Below are 19,111 nucleotides of genomic sequence, written 5' to 3' on the forward strand. Positions count from 1 at the left end.
TCGTCCGGTGCCGCGCGACGACGGTGGCGGGGCTCGTCCACAGCCCCCGGGCGCTCGTCCACAGGTAGGTCGTACGTCGGAGGTCACCGTCGGTGGAGGCCACTAGCGTTACGGACATGAGCGCTCCGATCGATCCCACGACCACCGCAGCCTGGGCCCGCCTGGCCGACCTCGAGGCCTCCTTCGCCCCGGACCTGCGCGCCTGGTTCGCCGCCGACCCCACCCGGGCCACCCGCTACACCAAGCAGCTCGCCGACCTCCACGTCGACCTGTCGAAGAACCTCCTGACGGACGAGCTGCTCGCCGCGCTCGTGGCGCTCGCGGAGGAGACCCGGGTGCTCGATCGCTACCGCGCGATGCTCGTCGGCGAGCACATCAACACGACGGAGGACCGCGCCGTGCTGCACACGGCGCTGCGTCGTCCGGCTGGCGCCGAGCCGGGGCTCGTGGTCGACGGGCAGGACGTCGACCACGACGTCCAGGAGGTGCTCGCGCGCATCGACGCCTTCGCCGAGCGGGTCCGCGACGGGCAGTGGCGCGGCCTGACGGGCAAGCGCGTGACGCACGTCGTCAACATCGGGATCGGCGGCTCGGACCTCGGCCCCGTCATGGTCTACGAGGCGCTCCAGCCGTACGCGACGGCCGGCATCGAGGCGCGGTTCGTCTCCAACATCGACCCGACGGACCTCGCGCAGAAGACCGCGGACCTCGATCCCGAGACCACGCTGTTCGTCGTCGCCAGCAAGACGTTCACGACGCTGGAGACGCTGACGAACGCGCGGCTCGCGCGGGACTGGCTGTGGGCCGGGCTGGCGGAGCGCGGCGCGCTCGGCGACGCGGACGGGGCGCGGGCGGAGGCCGTCGCGCACCATTTCGTCGCGGTGTCCACCGCCCTGGACAAGGTCGCAGCGTTCGGCATCGACCCGACCAACGCGTTCGGGTTCTGGGACTGGGTCGGCGGGCGCTACTCGGTCGACTCGGCCATCGGGCTCACGCTCGCGATCGCGCTCGGGCCCGACGTGTTCCGGGAGCTGCTCTCGGGCTTCCACGCGGTCGACGACCACGTCGCGACGACGCCGCTCGAGGACAACGTCCCCGTCCTCATGGGGCTGCTGAACATCTGGTACGTCAACTTCCTCGGCGCGCAGACCCACGCCGTGCTGCCCTACGCGCAGCAGCTCCACCGGTTCCCCGCCTACCTGCAGCAGCTCACCATGGAGTCGAACGGCAAGTCGGTGCGCTGGGACGGCTCGCCGGTCGCGACGGGGACGGGCGAGGTGTTCTGGGGCGAGCCCGGGACGAACGGCCAGCACGCGTTCTACCAGCTCATCCACCAGGGCACGCTGCTCATCCCGGCCGACTTCATCGCCTTCGTGAACCCGGCGTACCCGCTGGAGGACGGGGGGCAGGACGTGCACGAGCTGTTCCTCGCCAACTTCCTCGCGCAGACGAAGGCGCTCGCGTTCGGCAAGACGTCGGCTGAGGTCGAGGCCGAGGGCACGACCGGTGCGCTCGTCCCCGCGCGGACGTTCGCCGGCAACCGGCCGACGACCTCGATCTTCGCCCCCGCGCTCACGCCGGCGGCGCTGGGCCAGCTCGTCGCGCTGTACGAGCACATCACGTTCGTCCAGGGCGTGGTCTGGGGCATCAACTCCTTCGACCAGTGGGGCGTCGAGCTCGGCAAGAAGCTCGCGCTGGAGATCGCGCCCGCGCTCGGCGGCGACGAGGCGGCGCTCGCCGGCCAGGACGCCTCGACGCGCGAGCTCGTCGCGTACTACCTCGCGCACCGGGAGGACTGAGCTCGCCGAGCCGGGCGCGGTCATCGTTCAGCGACCCGCGCCCGGCTCGTCGCGCCTGCGTGCGCCGCGCGTTTTCGCGCGGGATCGTGCGTGGCAGACGGCAGAGTTCATGCGATTGTTGCCGGAGCGCCACCAAAGGGTTCCCCCGGGTCAGGGGAACGCTCTACGGTCGATCGGGTCAGGGGGCATCCTGATCCGAGAGGTTCCTGACCATGAGTCGACAGTCACGTCGCCGCACCCTGGTGCGCGTGATCGCGGCCACCGGAAGCGGCGCGCTCGTCGCCGCCTCCGCCCTGGCCGCTGCCGTACCCGCCGCAGCGGAGCCATCAGCTCCCGACGCGGTCGAGGCGCCCGAGGTCTCCGCCTCGGCGGAGACCACCGATCCGGAGAACCCGGCCACGCCGGAGTCCTCCACCCCCACCCTGCCGACACCCGCGGACCTGCCCGCGGACGGCGCTGGCGACGGCTCGTCCGACGAGTCGACCGGCACCCCGACGGACGCACCCGCGGATGAGCCCACCACCGAGGACGACGACGTCCCCGGGATCGGCCTGTTCTCCGTGTCGACCTCCGCGCCCGTCGTCATCAACGAGGTCTACGGCGGGGGCGGCAACGCCAACGCCGTCCTCACCCACGACTTCATCGAGCTGCGCAACGTGAGCACGTCGGACGTCGACCTCTCGGGCTGGTCCGTCCAGTACGCCTCGGCCGCCGGCACCAACTGGAGCGGCATCATCCCGCTCACCGGAGTCCTCGAGGCCGGGGGCTACTACCTCGTCCAGGGCGCCTCGGGCGGAGCCGTCGGCGCGGCGCTCCCGACGCCGGACGCGTCGGGCACCGTGAACCTCTCCGGCACGAACGGCAACGTCGCGCTCGCGACGGGAACGACGGCGCTGAGCTGCGCTACCACGGCGTGCGCGAGCGACGCGCGGGTCGTCGACCTCGTCGGCTTCGGGACCGGTGCCGCCTACGCGGGAACCGGTGCGGCGCCGGCCCCGTCGAACACCACGTCGATCACCCGCGACGCGGACAGCACCAACACGGCCAACAACGCGGCCGACTTCACGGTCGCGAACCCGCCGACCCCCCAGGGCGGCGACGTCGTGGTGCCGCCGGAGCCGGAGCCGCAGGACGCCCCGATCGCGGACATCCGCGCGGCCGGCTTCACGGCGCGCACCGTGACGACGCGCGGCGTCGTGACGGCGCACTACCCGACCGGCGGCTTCAACGGCTACGTCATCCAGACCCCCGGGACGGGCGGCGACGACACCGAGGACCGCACGGTCTCCGACGCGATCTTCGTCTTCTCCTCCGCGACGGTCGGTGACGTCGAGCTCGGCGACTACGTCGAGGTCACCGGTCAGGTCGGCGAGTACAACGGCCTCGGCCAGATCACGGTCGCATCCGGCGGCGTCAGCATCCTGTCCGACGTCGTGGAGGCGCCCAAGCCGCTCGCCATGGCGTGGCCGGCGACGAACCCCGAGCGTGAGGCCATCGAGTCGATGCTCCTCCAGCCCGACGGCGACTACACGATCAGCAACACGTACTCGACCAACCAGTACGGCGAGATCGGCATCGCGTCCGGCACCGAGCCGCTGCTCCAGCCGACCGACATCGCGCCTCCCGGTACCCCCGAGGCCGCGGCCGTGGTCGCGGACAACGCGGCGCGCGCCGTCGCCGTCGACGACGGTGCGTCGACGAACTTCCTCTCCCCCGCCAACAGCGCGCTGAAGCCGACGTACATCGCGGCCGACAACCAGCTCCGCGTCGGTGCGGCGATCACGTTCGTCGCCCCGGTGATCGTCGACTGGCGCAACAACGCGTGGAAGCTCAACCCCACGACGCAGGTGACCGCCGAGGAGCCGGGCGACTACCCCGTGACCTGGGAGCAGACCCGCACGCCCGCACCCGCGGCCGTCGGCGGCGACATCACGGTCGCCTCCTTCAACGTCCTCAACTACTTCACCACCCTGGGCAAGGACGTCGCCGGCTGCCAGGCCTACCCCGACCGCGACGGCAACCCCATCACGGTCAACACCGGCTGCAACGCCCGTGGGGCCTGGGACGCGGACAACCTCGCGCGGCAGCAGGTCAAGATCGTCGAGGCGATCAACGCGCTCGACGCGAGCGTCGTCGGCCTCATGGAGATCGAGAACTCCGCGAAGCTCGGCGAGACGCCCGACGAGGCGACCGCGACCCTGGTCGACGCGCTCAACGAGCGGGCCGGCACGACGAGGTGGGCCTACGTCCCGTCCTCGGCCGACCTGCCGAGCACGGCCCAGCAGGACGTCATCACGAACGCGATCATCTACCAGCCCGCCGAGGTCACGCCCGTCGGCGACGCCCGGGCGCTGGGCAACCTGAGCGGGTCGGGCCAGCCCTTCGTCAACGCCCGCGAGCCCATCGGCCAGACCTTCGTGCCGGTCGGTGGCACGGCGGCCGACGAGGTCTTCGTCGTCGTCAACCACTTCAAGTCCAAGGGGTCGGCCGGACCGTTCCCCGGGGACACGGACACGGGCAACGGCCAGGGTGCGTCGAACGGCTCGCGAGTCCTGCAGGCGACCGCGCTGCGCGACTGGGTCGCGGACCAGACCGACGACGGTGACGCCGTCGTGCTGCTCGGCGACTTCAACTCCTACGGGCAGGAGGACCCGCTCCAGGTCCTCTACACGGCCGGGTACGCCGACGTCGAGCAGCACTTCGACCTCGACGAGTCCTCCTACAGCTTCCAGGGGCTGTCCGGGTCGCTCGACCACGTGCTCCTCAACGACGTGGCCCTGGGCCGCGCGACGGGCGCCGACATCTGGCAGATCAACTCGGGCGAGCCGCTGGCGCTGGAGTACAGCCGGTACAACTACCACGGCGCGATCTACTACGAGCCGAACGCCTACCGCTCTTCCGACCACGACCCGGTGATCGTCGGCCTTGAGGCCGCCGATGACAACCCGAACGTCGACCTGTCGTTCCTCAACATCAACGACTTCCACGGTCGGATCGGGCCGGTTGGCGACGGGGCGACCGTGCAGTTCGCTGGCACCGTCGAGGAGCAGCGCAAGGACATCGAGGACGCCGGGGGCGAGGCGCTCTTCCTCTCCGCCGGTGACAACATCGGTGCGTCGCTGTTCACCTCCTCCGTCGCGCAGGACCAGCCGACGATCGACGTGCTCAACGCGCTCGGCCTCGCGTCGTCCGCGGTGGGCAACCACGAGTTCGACCAGGGGATCGACGACCTGATCGACCGGGTGATCGACGGCGGTGACAACGCGCAGTGGTCCTACCTGGGGGCCAACGTCTACGACGCCGACGGCAACACCGTCCTTCCGGAGTACTCGCTGCACACGGTCAACGGCCTGACGGTCGCCGTGATCGGCGCGATCACCGAGGAGACGCCGGCGCTGGTGACCCCGGCCGGGATCGAGGGTCTGACCTTCGGTGACCCGGTCGAGGCGGTCAACCGGGTCGTGGGCGAGCTCGCGACGTCGCACCCCGAGGTCGATGTCATCGTGGCGGAGTACCACGAGGGCGCCGGCGCCGGCACCCCCGACGGGGCGACGCTGGAGCAGGAGGTCGACGCGGGCGGTGCGTTCGCCGACATCGTCACCGGGACCGACGCCGCGGTGGACGTCATCTTCACCGGTCACACGCACAAGCAGTACGCGTGGGACGCTCCCGTCCCGGGCGTTGCGGGCAAGACGCGTCCGATCCTGCAGACCGGCTCCTACGGCGAGTACCTCGGCCGCGTCGACCTCACCTACGACACGTCGAGCGGGGAGGTCGTCGACTACACCGCGACCAACGTCAAGCGGACCACGACGGCGGAGGCCGCGCTGGTCTCGGCCTTCCCGCGGGTCGCGGAGGTCAAGGGGATCGTCGACGCGGCGATCGCGCACGCCGCCGAGATCGGCAACCAGCCGATCGGTGAGGTGAGCGCCGACATCACGACGGCGTTCGCCGGTGGCTCCTACGTCGACGGCACGTACGTCGGCTCCGGTCCGCTCCCGACGACGGGTCGGGACGACCGGGCGAAGGAGTCGACGCTGGGCGGCCTCGTGGCCGACTCCCTCGTCGCGACCCTGTCCGACGAGCGTCTCGGCGGCGCGACGATCGGCGTCGTCAACCCGGGTGGCCTGCGGGCCGAGCTGTTCCGGGGCGAGGACGGCGTCATCACCTACGCCGAGGCCAACGCGGTGCTGCCGTTCGTCAACAACCTGTGGACGACGACGCTCACCGGCGACCAGTTCAAGACGATGCTGGAGCAGCAGTGGCAGCGCGACGCGGCGGGCAACGTGCCGTCGCGGCCGTACCTGCAGCTCGGGCTCTCGTCGAACGTGTCCTACACGTACGACGACAGCCGGGCCGAGGGCGACCGGATCACGTCGATCACGATCGACGGAGCTCCCTACGACCCCGCGGCCAGCTACCGGATCGGCACCTTCTCGTTCCTCGCGACCGGCGGTGACAACTTCCGGATCTTCACGCAGGGCACGGACACGAAGGACTCCGGCCTGGTCGACCGCGACGCGTGGATCGACTACCTGAAGGCGCACAAGCCCGTCTCGCCGAGCTTCGCCCGCCGCGCCACCCAGGTGCCGGCGCTCGAGGACGCGGCGGCGGGGGACCGCGTGGCCTTCACGGTCGGCGGTCTCGACCTGACCTCGCTCGGCTCGCCGCAGAACACGGAGGTGACGGTGACGCTCGGCTTCGACGTGCTCGGCACCTTCCCGGTGGCGAACGGGTCGGCGTCGGTCGACGTCGAGATCCCGGCGACGGCGGCCGGCGGCGATCGCCAGCTCGTCGTCACGGCGGCCCCCTCGGGCACCGAGATCCGGGTCCCGATCGCGATCGAGTCCGAGTACGTCAACGCGTCGTTCCTCAACATCAACGACTTCCACGGTCGGATCGGGCCGGTGAACGACGGGGCAACGGTCCAGTTCGCCGGGACGGTCGAGCAGCAGCGCGCCGCGATCCGCGCCGACGCCGGCGAGGACCTGTTCCTCTCGGCCGGCGACAACATCGGTGCGTCGCTGTTCACCTCGTCGGTGGCGCAGGACCAGCCGACGATCGACGTGCTCAACGCGCTCGGGCTGGCCTCGTCCGCGGTGGGCAACCACGAGTTCGACCAGGGGATCGACGACCTGATCGATCGCGTGATCGACGGCGGGAACAACGCGCAGTGGCCCTACCTCGGCGCCAACGTCTATGACGCCGACGGCAACACGGTGCTGCCCGAGTACTCGCTGCACACGGTCAACGGTCTGACGGTCGCCGTCATCGGCGCCATCACCGAGGAGACCCCGGCGCTCGTCTCTCCCGGCGGCATCGAGGGTCTGACCTTCGGTGACCCGGTCGAGGCGGTCAACCGGGTGGTCGGCGAGCTCGCGACCACGCACCCCGAGGTCGACGTCATCGTGGCGGAGTACCACGAGGGTGCCGGCGCCGGGACGCCGGACGGCGCCACGCTGGAGCAGGAGGTCGACGCGGGCGGTGCGTTCGCCGACATCGTCACCAAGACCGACGCCGCGGTGGACGTCATCTTCACCGGTCACACGCACAAGCAGTACGCGTGGGACGCCCCGGTTCCCGGGGTCGAGGGGAAGACCCGTCCGATCCTGCAGACCGGCTCCTACGGCGAGTACCTCGGCCGCGTCGACCTGGTGGTCAGCCCGACCACCGGCGAGGTCGTCGCCTACGAGGCCCGCAACATCCCGCGGACCACGACGTCCGAGGCCGCTCTGGTCTCCGCGTTCCCGCGGGTGGCGGAGGTCAAGCAGATCGTCGACGCGGCGATCGCCTACGCCTCGGAGATCGGCGGCCAGCCGATCGGCAAGGTGAGCGCCGACATCACGACGGCGTTCTCGGGCGGTTCCTACGTCGACGGCCGGTACGTCGGCCCCGGCCCGCTCCCGACGAGCGGCCGGGACAACCGCGCCGCCGCGTCGGCGCTCGGCGACCTCGTGGCGGACTCGCTCGTCGCGACGCTGTCGGACGCCGACCGAGGCGGGGCGACGATCGGGATCGTCAACCCGGGTGGCCTGCGCGCCGAGCTCTTCTACGGCGAGGACGGCGTCATCACCTACGCCGAGGCCAACGCGGTGCTGCCGTTCGTCAACAACCTCTGGACCACCACGCTCACCGGGCAGCAGCTCGTGGACGCGCTGGAGGAGCAGTGGCAGGTCGACGGCAACGGGAACGTGCCCTCGCGGCCGTACCTGCAGCTCAGCCTGTCGGAGAACGTGTCCTACACCTGGGACCCGGACCCCGACGGTGACGGCGTGCTGTTCGGCGACCTGGACGACCAGGGCAAGCACATCACGTCCGTGACGGTCGACGGTGTGGCGCTCGACCTCGAGGCCGAGTACCGCGTGGGGTCGTTCAGCTTCCTGCTCGAGGGTGGCGACAACTTCCGCACGCTGGCCGAGGGCACCGGGACGCGCGACTCGGGTCTCATCGACCGTGACGCGTGGATCCAGTACCTCAGGGACAACAGCGCCGACGCCCCGATCGACCCGGACTTCGCCCGCCAGGGCGTGACCGCCCCGGAGCTCGGCGAGGTCGAGGAGGGCTCGACGCTCGAGTTCGAGGTCGGCTCGCTCAACCTCACGTCGCTCGGTGCTCCGGAGAACACGTCCGTCACCGTGTCGCTCGGCGGCGCGGAGCTGGGCACGTTCGACGTCGTCGACGGCAAGGCCGCGATCTCCGTGACCATCCCGAAGGGGACGGCGCCCGCGCCGCTCGCCGCTCGGGCGCTGGCCGGGGGCGGATCGACGCTCACGGTCGTGGCGACGGAGTCGGGGACGACGGCGAACCTGCCGCTGACCATCGTGCCGGCGCAGGACCCGAACCCGACGGACACCGGTTCGCCCACCCCGACGGACACGCCGACCGACGGTGGGTCGCCGACGCCGAGCGGGACGTCGACGAAGCCCGGCGGCTCGATGCCGGGGACGGGTGCGTCGGTGCTGCCGATCGTGGTCGTGGCCCTCGCGGCCGTCGGCGTCGGGGCGGCGCTCGCCGCGCGACGTCGGTCGCTCCAGCAGAGGTGATGCGGGCGCGATGACGCGATGACCGAGGCGCGCGCCTCGCGGGTTCACACCCGCGGGGCGCGCGTCCGGCGTTGGGCCTCGGGAACGGGATGCGTGGCGTCGGGAGCCGGACCGTCGGAGCCGTGACGTCGTGCGTCCGGCAGTGCGGCGTGAGGTGCCGTCGCGCATCGGGTCGCGCACCCGACGTCGCGCATCGACATCGGCCGAGCATGGGACGAGCGCGGGGTCCGGCACCCGATCAGGTGCCGGACCCCGCGCTCGTCGCGTGTCCGCTGGGGAGGCTCAGGCCTCGGTGGCCTCAGCGGCCTCGCGCTCGGCGATGTCGGCGCGGACCTTGTCCATGTCGAGCGCCTCGATCTCCGCGATGAGCTTCTCGAACGCCGGCGGCGGCAGCGCGCCGGCCTCGCGGTAGACGAGGATGCCGTCGCGGAACGCCATGAGCGTCGGGATGTTGGTGATCCCGGCCTGGGCGGCGAGGTTCTGCTCGGCCTCCGTGTCGACCTTGCCGAACAGGATGTCGCCGTGCTTCTCGGAGGCGGCCTCGAAGGTGGGGGCGAACCGCTTGCACGGGGGGCACCACTCCGCCCAGAAGTCGACGATCACGGTGCCGTTCTTCTCGATCGCCGGCATGAAGGTCTGCTCACCCAGGTTGACGGTGGCCATGGTGCTCCTCGGGTCGATGGTGCGCCCGAGCCCGGGCGCGTGGTTCCACCGGGTACAACGGACGCACGCGCCCCGTCATTCCCGGATGCCCCCGAGGGTATCGGGGTGGGGAGCCGGGTCCGGTTCGTCCTGAGCCGTGGTGCCGAGACGGGCCGGGCGGTCGCGCGGGCGACCGCCCGGAGGTTCGTCCCGGCAGCCGCGGGCGGCCCTTGGCGGGGCAGGGCGGGGTCGGCGGCTAGGGGCGGGCGTCGCCCGGCGCGGCATCGGGCGACGCGTCAGGCAGATCGGCCGCGCCGAGGACCGGCTCGACCGCGTCTGCCGGCTCGACCGCGTCGGCCGGACCGGTCGGCCCCACCACGTCTGCTGAACCGCTCGGCCCCACCGGACCAACCGGCTCGACCCCGTCGGACGGCTCGACCGCATCGAGGACGGCGGCGACGTTCGCCCGAGCCGCCCGACGGCGACGCAGGGCGGCCATCGAGGTGACCGTCACGAGCGTCGCGAGGACGCCGGCGCCCGTCGAGACGAGGAAGCCGGCGTGCGACCCGTGGGCGTCGATGAGCGGGCCGGCGATGGCCGACCCCGTCGCGACGCCGACGCCGAGGGCGGTCCCGATCCAGGTGAGCCCCTCGGTGAGGCGCGGCCCGGGCACGATCTCCTGGACGAGCGCGTTCCCGTTGACCAGGGTCGGAGCGATGACGAGGCCGACCACCGCCATCGTCCCCGCGAGCGTCAACAGCGAGGAGGAGAAGAAGAACAGCGAGACGCCGGCCGCGAGCGCCACGTTCCCGATCGCGAACCGCGCCCACAGCGGGCTGCGCCAGTGCCGTGCGCCGTAGAGCAGGCCGCCGATGCCGGAGCCGAACGCGAAGCACGCGAGGATGACGCCGGCGAGGTCCTTGCGGTGGACCTCCTCGGCGAAGGCGACGGTGGAGACGTCCGTCGCGCCGAAGATCGTCCCCATGCAGACGAACACGACGATGATGACGAGCAGCGCGGGCGAGCGCAGCAGCGATCCCCGGTGCTCGGGATCGACGGCGCGCCCGGTCGGCAGCGGCTCGCTGGCGCGCTGCGCGAGGAAGAGGTAGCCGCCAACGACGGCCGCCGTGATCGCCACGGCGATCCCGACCGTCGGGTGGAAGGACGTCGCGAGGATGGTGGCGAGCACCGGGCCGATGACGAACACGACCTCGTCGAACACCGACTCCAGGCTGTAGGCCGTGTGCAGCTCCTTCGGCGTGCGCACGACCGCGTTCCACCGCGTCCGCACGAGCGAGCCGATGCTGCCCATCGTGAGGCCGACGACCGCGGCCAGCACCATGAGCAGCACGGGCGGCGCGAGACGCGCGCCGGCGACCGCGAGCGCGGCGAGCGCCGTCATCGAGAGGGCGATGGCGGGACGCATGATCCGGGCCTGGCCGTAGCGGTCGACGAGCCGCGCGATCTGCGGGGCGGCGACGGCCTGGGCGATGACGTAGACCGCGCTGACCTGCCCGGCGAGCGCGTAGGAGCCGTAGAGGCGCTGGTCGCTGACGAGCAGCACGATGCCGATCCCGACCATCGAGATCGGCAGGCGCGCGAGGACGCCGGCGAGGGAGAACTTCCACGCGTTCGGCCGCGAGAGGACGTCACGGTAGGGGGCGAGCACGTCCTGATTCTCCCATCCGCCGGGTCTCGGTCGAATCGTTACGAGTGGTGACGATGGCGAACGTCACGTCCGCGGGTCGAACCCGGTGGGCGCGCGGCGCGAACCAGGCGTCCGACCGCCCGAACCGGCGCACGCGCGGGACGAGCCCGCGGGCGCTCAGGCGCCGATCGCGTCGTTCACGACCTCGCGGGCAGCCGCCTGGACCTCGAGCAGGTGCTCGGGCGAGACGAAGCTCTCCGCGTAGATCTTGTAGACGTCCTCGGTCCCGGACGGGCGCGCGGCGAACCACGCGTTCTGCGTCGTCACCTTGAGGCCGCCGATGGGCTCGCCGTTGCCGGGCGCCGTGACGAGCCGGTCGATGATCGGTTCCCCGGCGAGCGTCGTCGCGGTGACGGCGGCGGGGGAGAGGTCCTTGAGCTTGGCCTTCTCCTCGCGGGTGGCGGGCGCGTCGACGCGCGCGTACCAGCTCTCGCCGTACGACGCGACCAGCCGGCGGTGGTACGCCGACGGCGACTCGCCCGTCCGCGCGATGATCTCCGCCGCGAGCAGGTCGAGGATGAAGCCGTCCTTGTCCGTCGTCCAGACCGTGCCGTCCTTGCGCAGGAACGAGGCCCCGGCGCTCTCCTCGCCGCCGAAGCCCATCTGCGCGGACAGCAGGCCGTCGGCGAAGTACTTGAACCCGACCGGGGTCTCGATGAGCCGACGGTCGAGACCCTCGGCCACGCGGTCGATGAGCGAGCTGGACACGAGCGTCTTGCCGACCGCCGCCGTCGCCGGCCACTGCTCGCGGTTGCGGAACAGGTAGTCGATGCACACCGCGAGGTAGTGGTTGGGGTTCATCAGCCCGCCGTCGGGCGTCACGATGCCGTGGCGGTCGGCGTCGCCGTCGTTCCCGGTCGCGAGGTCGTAGGCGATCCGCAGGTCGTCGCCCTCGGGGGCGTCCATGAGGCCGCGCAGCGACGCCATCGCGTACGGGGAGGAGCAGTCCATCCGGATCTTGCCGTCCCAGTCCAGCGTCATGAAGGAGAACGTCGGGTCGTAGTCCGGGTGGATGACCGTGAGGTCGAGCCCGTAGCGCTCGGCGATGGCACCCCAGTACTCGATCGCCGCGCCGCCCAGCGTGTCGGCCGCGATCTTCACGCCGGCCCTGGCGATCAGCTCCATGTCGATGACGGCGTCGAGGTCGTCGACGTAGGAGGACCGGTAGTCGTGCTTGACGACCAGCTCCGACGTCACCGCCCGCTCGTACGGCACCCGCTCGATGGAGGCGAGGCCGGCGCGGGCGATCTCGTTGGCCCGGCGCGCGATCCAGCCGGTGACGTCCCCGCCGGCGGGGCCGCCGTCCGTCGCGTTGTACTTGATGCCGCCGTCCGTCGGCGGGTTGTGCGACGGCGTGATGACGATGCCGTCGGCGATCCCGGGGCCGGACGTCCGCACCCCCTCGGAGGTGCCGGCGCCGTTGTGCGTGAGGATCGAGTGCGACACGGCCGGCGTCGGCGTCCAGGAGTCGCGCGCGTCCACCCGGACCTCGACGCCGCACGCCACGAGCACCTCGACGACCGTCTTCTCCGCCGGGTGCGACAGCGCGTGCGTGTCCCGGCCGACGTAGAGCGGGCCGTCGATCCCCTGGGCGCGGCGGTACTCGACGATCGCCTGCGTGATCGCCGCGACGTGGGTCTCGGTGAACGACGTGGTCAGGCTCGTGCCGCGGTGGCCGGACGTGCCGAAGACGACCTGCTGCCCCGGATCGTCGATGTCCGGCACGCCGTCGTAGTACAGACCGACGAGACGGTCGACGTCGATGAGGTCCTCGGGAAGAGCCAGCTGGCCGGCGCGCTCGTGCATGGCCCGATCCTGCCAGCAGGGGCGGCGCCCGCGCGAGGGGGTGTGGACAACCTGTCGTTCCGGCGGCGCGTTCGGTCGTGCGGCCGCACAACTAGTCTTGGGCACCATGGCCAAGAAGAACCGCCGTCCCTCCTCGCGCCCCGCGTCCGCGTCCGCGCGGACGACCCGTCCGGCCGGCCGCGCCCCGCGCTCCGACCACGCCGGCTCCCCGTCCCCCGAGGCGGCCGCCGCGGCTCCCCGGCGCGAGGCCGTCGAGTTCGTCGCGCGCCCCTTCGAGGGGCTCCCCGGCGAGTCGGACTGGGTCGCGCTGCGCGAGATCATCCCGGCCGGGACCGCCCGCGTGAGGACGACCGCTGAGCACGGAGCCCGTGACGTCACGGTCGTCAGCCTCCTGCCCGACCTCGTCCCGGCCCTGCGGCGCCAGGACGGCGAGCTGCTCATCGGCCTCCAGACGGTCGGCACGAGCGGCGACGTGAGCCGCGACGTCGCGAACACGCTCCTGCACGCCCTCGACCTCGAGCCGGGCGACGTGCTCCAGCTCTCCGAGCTGCCCGGCCCCGGCCCGCGCCTGCAGGACGTCCTGGAGCCCGGCGACTTCGCGGCGCAGGTCCAGGACTCCTTCGGCTACTGGGTCGGCGACGAGGCGGACGGCGACCCCGAGATCGCCGCGGCCCTCGACAACGCCAACGAGCTCATGGTCCCGACGGTCGAGGTCCCCCTCCCGGCGCTCGCGACCGCGCCCGAGGCCGGCCTCGGCACCGCCTACTGGTGCCGGATGAACGGCAAGGAGTTCCTCCGCTGGATCGTCCCGGCGCAGGACGAGGCGACCCTCGACGCGCTGGCCCGCCTGCACGCCAGGCGCGCCTCGGCGCTCGAGGATGGCACGCGCCTCATCGGCGCCTTCCGCACCTGCGGCGTGCTCGTCCCCGTCTGGGAGCTGGCCCGCGGCACGGAGGCCGACGAGCTCACCGCCCCCGTCGCCGCGTTCGCCGAGCGCCTGGCCGACGCCCTCGCGACGACCGACCAGCTCACCGCGGCCGAGCGGGGCGCGCGCAACGGCCTCGTCTCGCGCCAGGTTCGCCTGCGCTGACGCGCGGCGGGTCGTCGCGTCGGTCGAGACGGTTCGGGCATCTCACACCGCGGGTCAAAAGCCGCACAAGTCCGGATAGACGTAAGGTAAGGCCTGTGAACGCTGAGGGCGCGGCTCGGGACCCCTTGCGCGTGGTGCGTGCGAGGCCCGCGAGCCAGCGGGGGGCAGACGAGGAGGCGTCCTCGGCTGCCGTCCGGTCGCGCCGTGTCGCGGCCGTCCTGCCCGCCAAGGACGAGGCCGAGCGCATCGCCGCCACCGTCCGCGCCGCGCGGGCGATCCCCAACGTCGACCTCGTCATCGTGGTGGACGACGGGTCGGCTGACGACACCCAGCACGTGGCCCGCGCCGCGGGCGCCGTCGTCGTGCGTCACTCCCAGAACCGCGGCAAGGCCGCGGCGATGGAGACCGGGGCGGCGGTGGCCGCGATGCGCGACGCCGACGGCGAGCCCGCCCGGCTGCTCCTCTTCCTCGACGCCGACCTCGGCGACACCGCCGTCAACGCTGCGCCGCTCGTCCCGCCGGTCCTCGCCGGCAAGGCCGACCTCTCGATCGCGGTCCTGCCGGCCCAGGAGGGCGCTGGTGGCCACGGGATCGTGCTGGGGCTGGCCCGTCGGGCGATCCACAAGGTCTCGGGCTGGACGCCGCGCGCGCCCCTGTCCGGGCAGCGGTGCCTCGCGCGCGAGGCGTTCGAGGCGGCGCTGCCGCTCGCCCGCGGCTGGGGTGTCGAGACCGGCATGACGATCGACCTGCTGGAGCAGGGCTTCGCCGTCGTCGAGGTCCCGTGCGACCTGCGGCACCGGGCGAGCGGGACCAACCTGCGCGGCTACCTCCACCGCGGCGCGCAGTACCGCGACATCGCGTACGCGATCGCGGTCCGCCGGGTGCGCCGCTACCCGACGCAGCCTGCCTGAGCCTCCGGCGGCCGGAGCCGTCCGCTCTCTGCGGATCGTCGCCCCCGCCACGCCCCCTCGTCGCTCACCCCGCCGCGCTGACCAGCGGTGACGCGCGGCGCGCGCGAGTGGGTCGTGCACCGATCCGCGCGCAGCGGTCGCCGTCTCAGCCCATCACGGCGGCCGTGAGCACCGCCTCGTTCTCGCGCAGCCACCGCTCTCGACGCCGGATCTGGTCGCCGACGCCCGCCCGCCACATGCGGGCCCACCCGCCGCCGAGGGTCTCGGCCCGCTCGCGCATCGAGTGCCAGGACCGCTGGGCCGTCGAGACGGAGACCGGCACCACCCACCGGCGCAGGTCCTCCTCCAGGTCGTAGGCGTCGAGCAGCCGGCGGCCGCGCGCGGCGGCGTCGACGTCGCGCACGACCTCCGCGCGGTCCTCGGGCGGCATCCACGCGCCCCACCAGAGCAGCAGGTTCGTCACCTCGTCGACGCGGGTCGAGGGCCGAACCAGGTCGAAGTCGATGAGCGCGACGGCCGTCCCCTCGCGGAACACCGTGTTCTCCGGCGTCACGTCCCGGTGGCCGAGGAACGTGGGTGGTGGCCCCGGCCGTGGCGGCACCCCCGGTCGCTCTGGGGCATCCACCGGCACGTCGGACGGCAGGCCGAACGGGACCATCGCGTCGTCGAGCCGGCGCAGCAGCCGTGCGACGGACTCGGCTCGCGCGTCGTCGGCTACCCAGGCCGGCCACGGCCGGCCGGCCACCTCGCCGTCGACGAAGGTCAGGATCTCGCGCTGGCGGTCGTCGACCCCGAGGAGTCGCGGCGCACCGGCGAACCCCGCGTCCTCCAGGTGGCGCAGGACGCGGTGCACGAGGGCGGAGTGGTCGCCGATCGGCCGGCGCACCGTGTCGCCGACGCGGACGACCCCGTCGGTGACGTCGCCGCCGGGCAGGGGGATCTCGGCGTCCGTCATGGTCGTCATCCTGCCCGAGCCGCGCCCCCGACCCTCGCCAGGGACGCCCGGGCGGGGCAAGATGGCCCGATGAGACCCCTGTGGAGCGGCGACATCGCGTTCGGCCTGGTCAGCGTGCCCGTCAAGCTGTACTCGGCCACCTCCTCCCACGACGTCTCCTTCCACCAGGTGCACGTCGAGGACGGCGGCCGTGTCCGGTACGAGCGGCGCTGCGAGGTCTGCGGGAAGGTCGTCTCCTACGAGGACATCGCGAAGGCCTACGACGACGAGGGTGAGCGCGTCATCGTGACCGAGGACGACCTGGCGACCCTCCCGACGGCCGCCAAGCGCGAGATCCAGGTGCTCTCGTTCGTCCCGGGTGAGCAGGTCGACCCGATCCTGTTCGAGACGAGCTACTACGCCGAGCCCGCCGGCCGGTCCCCGAAGGCCTACGCCCTGCTGGAGCGGGTGCTGGGCGAGACGGGCCGCGTCGCCGTCGTGTCGTTCGCGCTGCGCGGCAAGGCCCGGCTCGGCATCATGCGGGTGCGCGAGGGCGTCCTCGTCGTCCAGGCGATCCACTGGGCGGACGAGGTGCGCGCGCTGGAGACCGACGCGACCGCCGCGCTGGCCGACGCCCCGGACGTCACGGCCAAGGAGCTCGCCATGGCGACCGCCCTCGTCGAGTCGATGGCCGGCGACTTCGACCCCGCCGAGTACCCGGACACCTACACCGACGAGCTCCGCGAGCTGATCGACGCCAAGCTCAAGGGCGGCGAGGCGTTCGCGACCGAGGAGAAGCAGGAGGAGGAGATGGGCGACGTCGTCGACCTCGTCGCCGCCCTGCGCCGCAGCGTCGAGGAGCGCAAGAAGGCGGGCGGGTCCGGGTCGTCCGGCTCGACGATGGGCAGGGCCGCGTCGAAGAAGCCGGCCGCCTCGACCGGCACAGCCTCGACTGCGAAGAGCTCGACCGCGAAGACCTCGACGAGGAAGACCCCGGCCAAGAAGCCGAAGGCGTCCTGAGCCATGGCCGCCAGCTCGGCCGCGGCGAGGTCCGGTGGTGACGCGCAGACGCTCGACGTGGGCGGTCGCCGCGTGCGGCTCACCAACCCGGACAAGGTCCTCTTCCCGGGCGACGACGAGCACGGGCCGACGACCAAGGGCGAGCTCGTCGACTACTACCGCCGGATCGCCCCGGTCATGCTGCCGCACCTCGCGGGTCGGCCCGTCACGCGCAAGCGGTGGCCGAACGGGACCGAGCAGCAGTCCTTCTTCACCAAGAACCTCGACTCCGGGACGCCGGACTGGGTGCCGCGCGCGGCGGTCGAGCACCAGCACCGGGTGGCGACCTACCCGCTCGTGGAGGAGGAGGCGGCGCTCGCGTGGGCGGCGCAGCTCGCCGCGATCGAGCTGCACGTCCCCCAGTGGCGCCTGCCGGAGGCGGCGCGCGACCAGCGGCCGGGCGGCTCGCCGTACGTCCTGGAGGAGGCGACGGCCGACCCGGACCGGCTCGTCGTCGACCTCGATCCCGGCCCCGGCACGACGATGCGGGACGTCGCGCGGGTGGCGCTCGCGGCCCGCGACATCCTCGAGGGCGCCGGCCTCGCGGTCTTCCCCGTGACGTCGGGGTCGAAGGGGCTCCACCTGTACGCCGGCCTCGGCGGCGCTCACGCCATCTCCTCGGCGCAGGCCCGCGAGGTCTCGGCGGAGCTGGCCAGGGCGCTGGCCGCCGAGCTGCCCGACCTCGTCGTCACCTCGATGAAGCGGGCGATCCGCGACGGCAAGGTCTTCGTCGACCACTCGCAGAACAACCCGGCGAAGACGACGGTCTCGCCCTACTCGGTGCGCGGGCGGGCGCGGCCGTGGGTGGCGGCGCCACGGACCTGGGCCGAGATCGAGGCCGCGGCCGAGGGCGAGGGGCTGCCGCAGCTCACGATGGCCGAGGTGCTGGAGCGGGTGGCGCGGGACGGTGACCTGCTCGCGCCGCTGCTGCCGGCGGGGGAGTCGTCGGGAGCGCCTTCGCCGGGCGCCGCCTCGCCGGGGCCGGCCCGGCCGCGGGCGGCGCGCCGGCCGCGACCGAGCCAGCCCGTGGTGCCCTCGACACCGCCACCGCCCACCCTCGCGCGCATGCCCGCGCTCCCGGACCCGATGCTCGCCTCGACGCTCGACCCGGCCCGCGAGGCCGAGCTCGCCGCCCCCGACGCCGGGACGCGGTGGCGGTTCGAGCCGAAGTGGGACGGGTACCGGGTGCTCGTCGTCGTCGGCCCGGCGGCCGGGGCGGCGGACGTCGGCCCGTCGGGCGGAGCTGACGAGGAGGCGACCGCCGTCGCCCTCGTCACCCGATCGGGCCGCGACGTCACGGCCGAGTTCGGGCCGGTCGCCGCGGTGCCGCCGGCGCTCGCCGGGCACGTGGGGATCCTCGACGCGGAGGTCGTCGCGCTCGACGAGGCCGGTCGGCCCAGCTTCCAGACGCTGCAGAACCGGACGTTCAACGGCGACCGCCTGCGGCTCATGCTGTTCGACGTGCTCGAGCTCGACGGCGTCGACCTCGTCGGCCACCCCCTGGACGCCCGCCTCGAGGTGCTCTCCGCGCTGGACCTGCCGCCGGCCGATCCCGGCCGTCTCGCGGCGACGGGGCCCGGGGCCTGGGTGCAGACCGAGCCGCTCGCGGACACCCTGGCGGCAGCGATGCGGGAGAGCCGGGAGCTCGACGGGGAGGGGGTGCTCGCGAAGCGCCGCGACTCCCGCTACCAGCCCGGGCGGCGCAGCGGGAGCTGGGTCAAGGTGAAGCACCTGCTCGAGGTGCGCGTCGTCATCGGTGGCTTCACGGCCGGTCAGGGTCGCCGCGCGGGCGGGATCGGCGCGCTGCTCGTCGGGACGCGGGACGACGGGGGTCGCCTGCGGTACGCGGGCAAGGTCGGGACGGGCTTCTCCACCGCCGCGCTGGAGCGCCTGCTCGCGCGGCTGCGCCGGCTCGAGGTCGCGGAGCCGCCGTTCGCCGGCGGGCTCGACGCCGTGCCGCGGGCCGATGCGCGCACGGCGACCTGGGTCCGTCCGGAGCTGGGCGGCGAGGTGCTGGCCGACCAGTGGACGGACGGTGGCCGGCTGCGGCTGCCCCGCTGGCAGGGTGACGTCGAACCGGTCGAGTGACGACGCGGCGGTCGGGGCCTGTGGAGAACTC

General features: G+C 73.0%; 10 protein-coding genes. 6 read left to right on the forward strand and 4 right to left on the reverse strand.

The window, feature by feature from the left end; all coding sequences use genetic code 11:
- The first annotated feature begins 116 nt into the window (after positions 1 to 116).
- Both pgi and EDD28_RS18140 read left to right on the forward strand, forming a co-directional pair.
- Positions 117 to 1,799 carry a glucose-6-phosphate isomerase gene (gene pgi / locus EDD28_RS07710; protein ID WP_123739072.1) on the forward strand — a complete coding sequence of 561 codons (1,683 nt, stop codon included), beginning with the start codon at positions 117 to 119 and terminating at the stop codon, positions 1,797 to 1,799.
- Between the two features lie 212 nt (positions 1,800 to 2,011).
- On the forward strand, positions 2,012 to 8,842 hold the full coding sequence (locus EDD28_RS18140; RefSeq protein WP_211339135.1) for an ExeM/NucH family extracellular endonuclease: 6,831 nt from the start codon (positions 2,012 to 2,014) through the stop codon (positions 8,840 to 8,842).
- Between the two features lie 282 nt (positions 8,843 to 9,124).
- Here EDD28_RS18140 and EDD28_RS07720 read toward each other — a convergent pair whose 3' ends face one another.
- From EDD28_RS07720 to pgm, 3 genes are all read right to left on the reverse strand, one after another.
- Entirely contained in the window at positions 9,125 to 9,505 is a 381-nt protein-coding gene (locus EDD28_RS07720) for a thioredoxin family protein (protein WP_123739073.1), read from the reverse strand.
- Between the two features lie 235 nt (positions 9,506 to 9,740).
- Positions 9,741 to 11,153, reverse strand: coding sequence for an MFS transporter (locus tag EDD28_RS07730; protein ID WP_211339136.1), 1,413 nt, complete (start codon positions 11,151 to 11,153; stop codon positions 9,741 to 9,743).
- A gap of 156 nt (positions 11,154 to 11,309) precedes the next feature.
- On the reverse strand, positions 11,310 to 12,998 hold the full coding sequence (pgm, locus tag EDD28_RS07735; RefSeq protein ID WP_123739074.1) for a phosphoglucomutase (alpha-D-glucose-1,6-bisphosphate-dependent): 1,689 nt from the start codon (positions 12,996 to 12,998) through the stop codon (positions 11,310 to 11,312).
- Positions 12,999 to 13,104: 106 nt separating this feature from the next.
- Here pgm and EDD28_RS07740 point away from each other — a divergent pair, with 106 nt between their 5' ends.
- Together EDD28_RS07740 and EDD28_RS07745 are read left to right on the forward strand one after the other, a co-directional pair.
- Entirely contained in the window at positions 13,105 to 14,088 is a 984-nt protein-coding gene (locus tag EDD28_RS07740) for a DUF5926 family protein (protein ID WP_170169390.1), read from the forward strand.
- A gap of 131 nt (positions 14,089 to 14,219) precedes the next feature.
- Positions 14,220 to 14,999 carry a glycosyltransferase family 2 protein gene (locus tag EDD28_RS07745; protein ID WP_425469967.1) on the forward strand — a complete coding sequence of 260 codons (780 nt, stop codon included), beginning with the start codon at positions 14,220 to 14,222 and terminating at the stop codon, positions 14,997 to 14,999.
- A gap of 145 nt (positions 15,000 to 15,144) precedes the next feature.
- Here the strand turns inward: EDD28_RS07745 and EDD28_RS07750 are convergent, their stop codons facing one another.
- Positions 15,145 to 15,954, reverse strand: a complete 810-nt coding sequence (locus EDD28_RS07750) for a phosphotransferase (protein WP_211339137.1) — start codon at positions 15,952 to 15,954, stop codon at positions 15,145 to 15,147.
- A gap of 69 nt (positions 15,955 to 16,023) precedes the next feature.
- On the opposite strand from EDD28_RS07750, the gene ku reads away from it, so the two are divergent.
- A complete protein-coding gene (gene ku / locus EDD28_RS07755) occupies positions 16,024 to 16,953 on the forward strand; it encodes a non-homologous end joining protein Ku (protein ID WP_123739077.1) in 930 nt (309 codons plus the stop codon).
- Positions 16,954 to 16,956: 3 nt separating this feature from the next.
- The gene (gene ligD, locus EDD28_RS07760) at positions 16,957 to 19,080 is read left to right on the forward strand and encodes a non-homologous end-joining DNA ligase (RefSeq protein WP_123739078.1); all 2,124 of its coding nucleotides are present in this window, start codon (positions 16,957 to 16,959) and stop codon (positions 19,078 to 19,080) included.
- Positions 19,081 to 19,111: the final 31 nt, after the last annotated feature.

The sequence above is a fragment of the Salana multivorans genome (genome assembly GCF_003751805.1).
Lineage (GTDB): Bacteria > Actinomycetota > Actinomycetes > Actinomycetales > Beutenbergiaceae > Salana > Salana multivorans.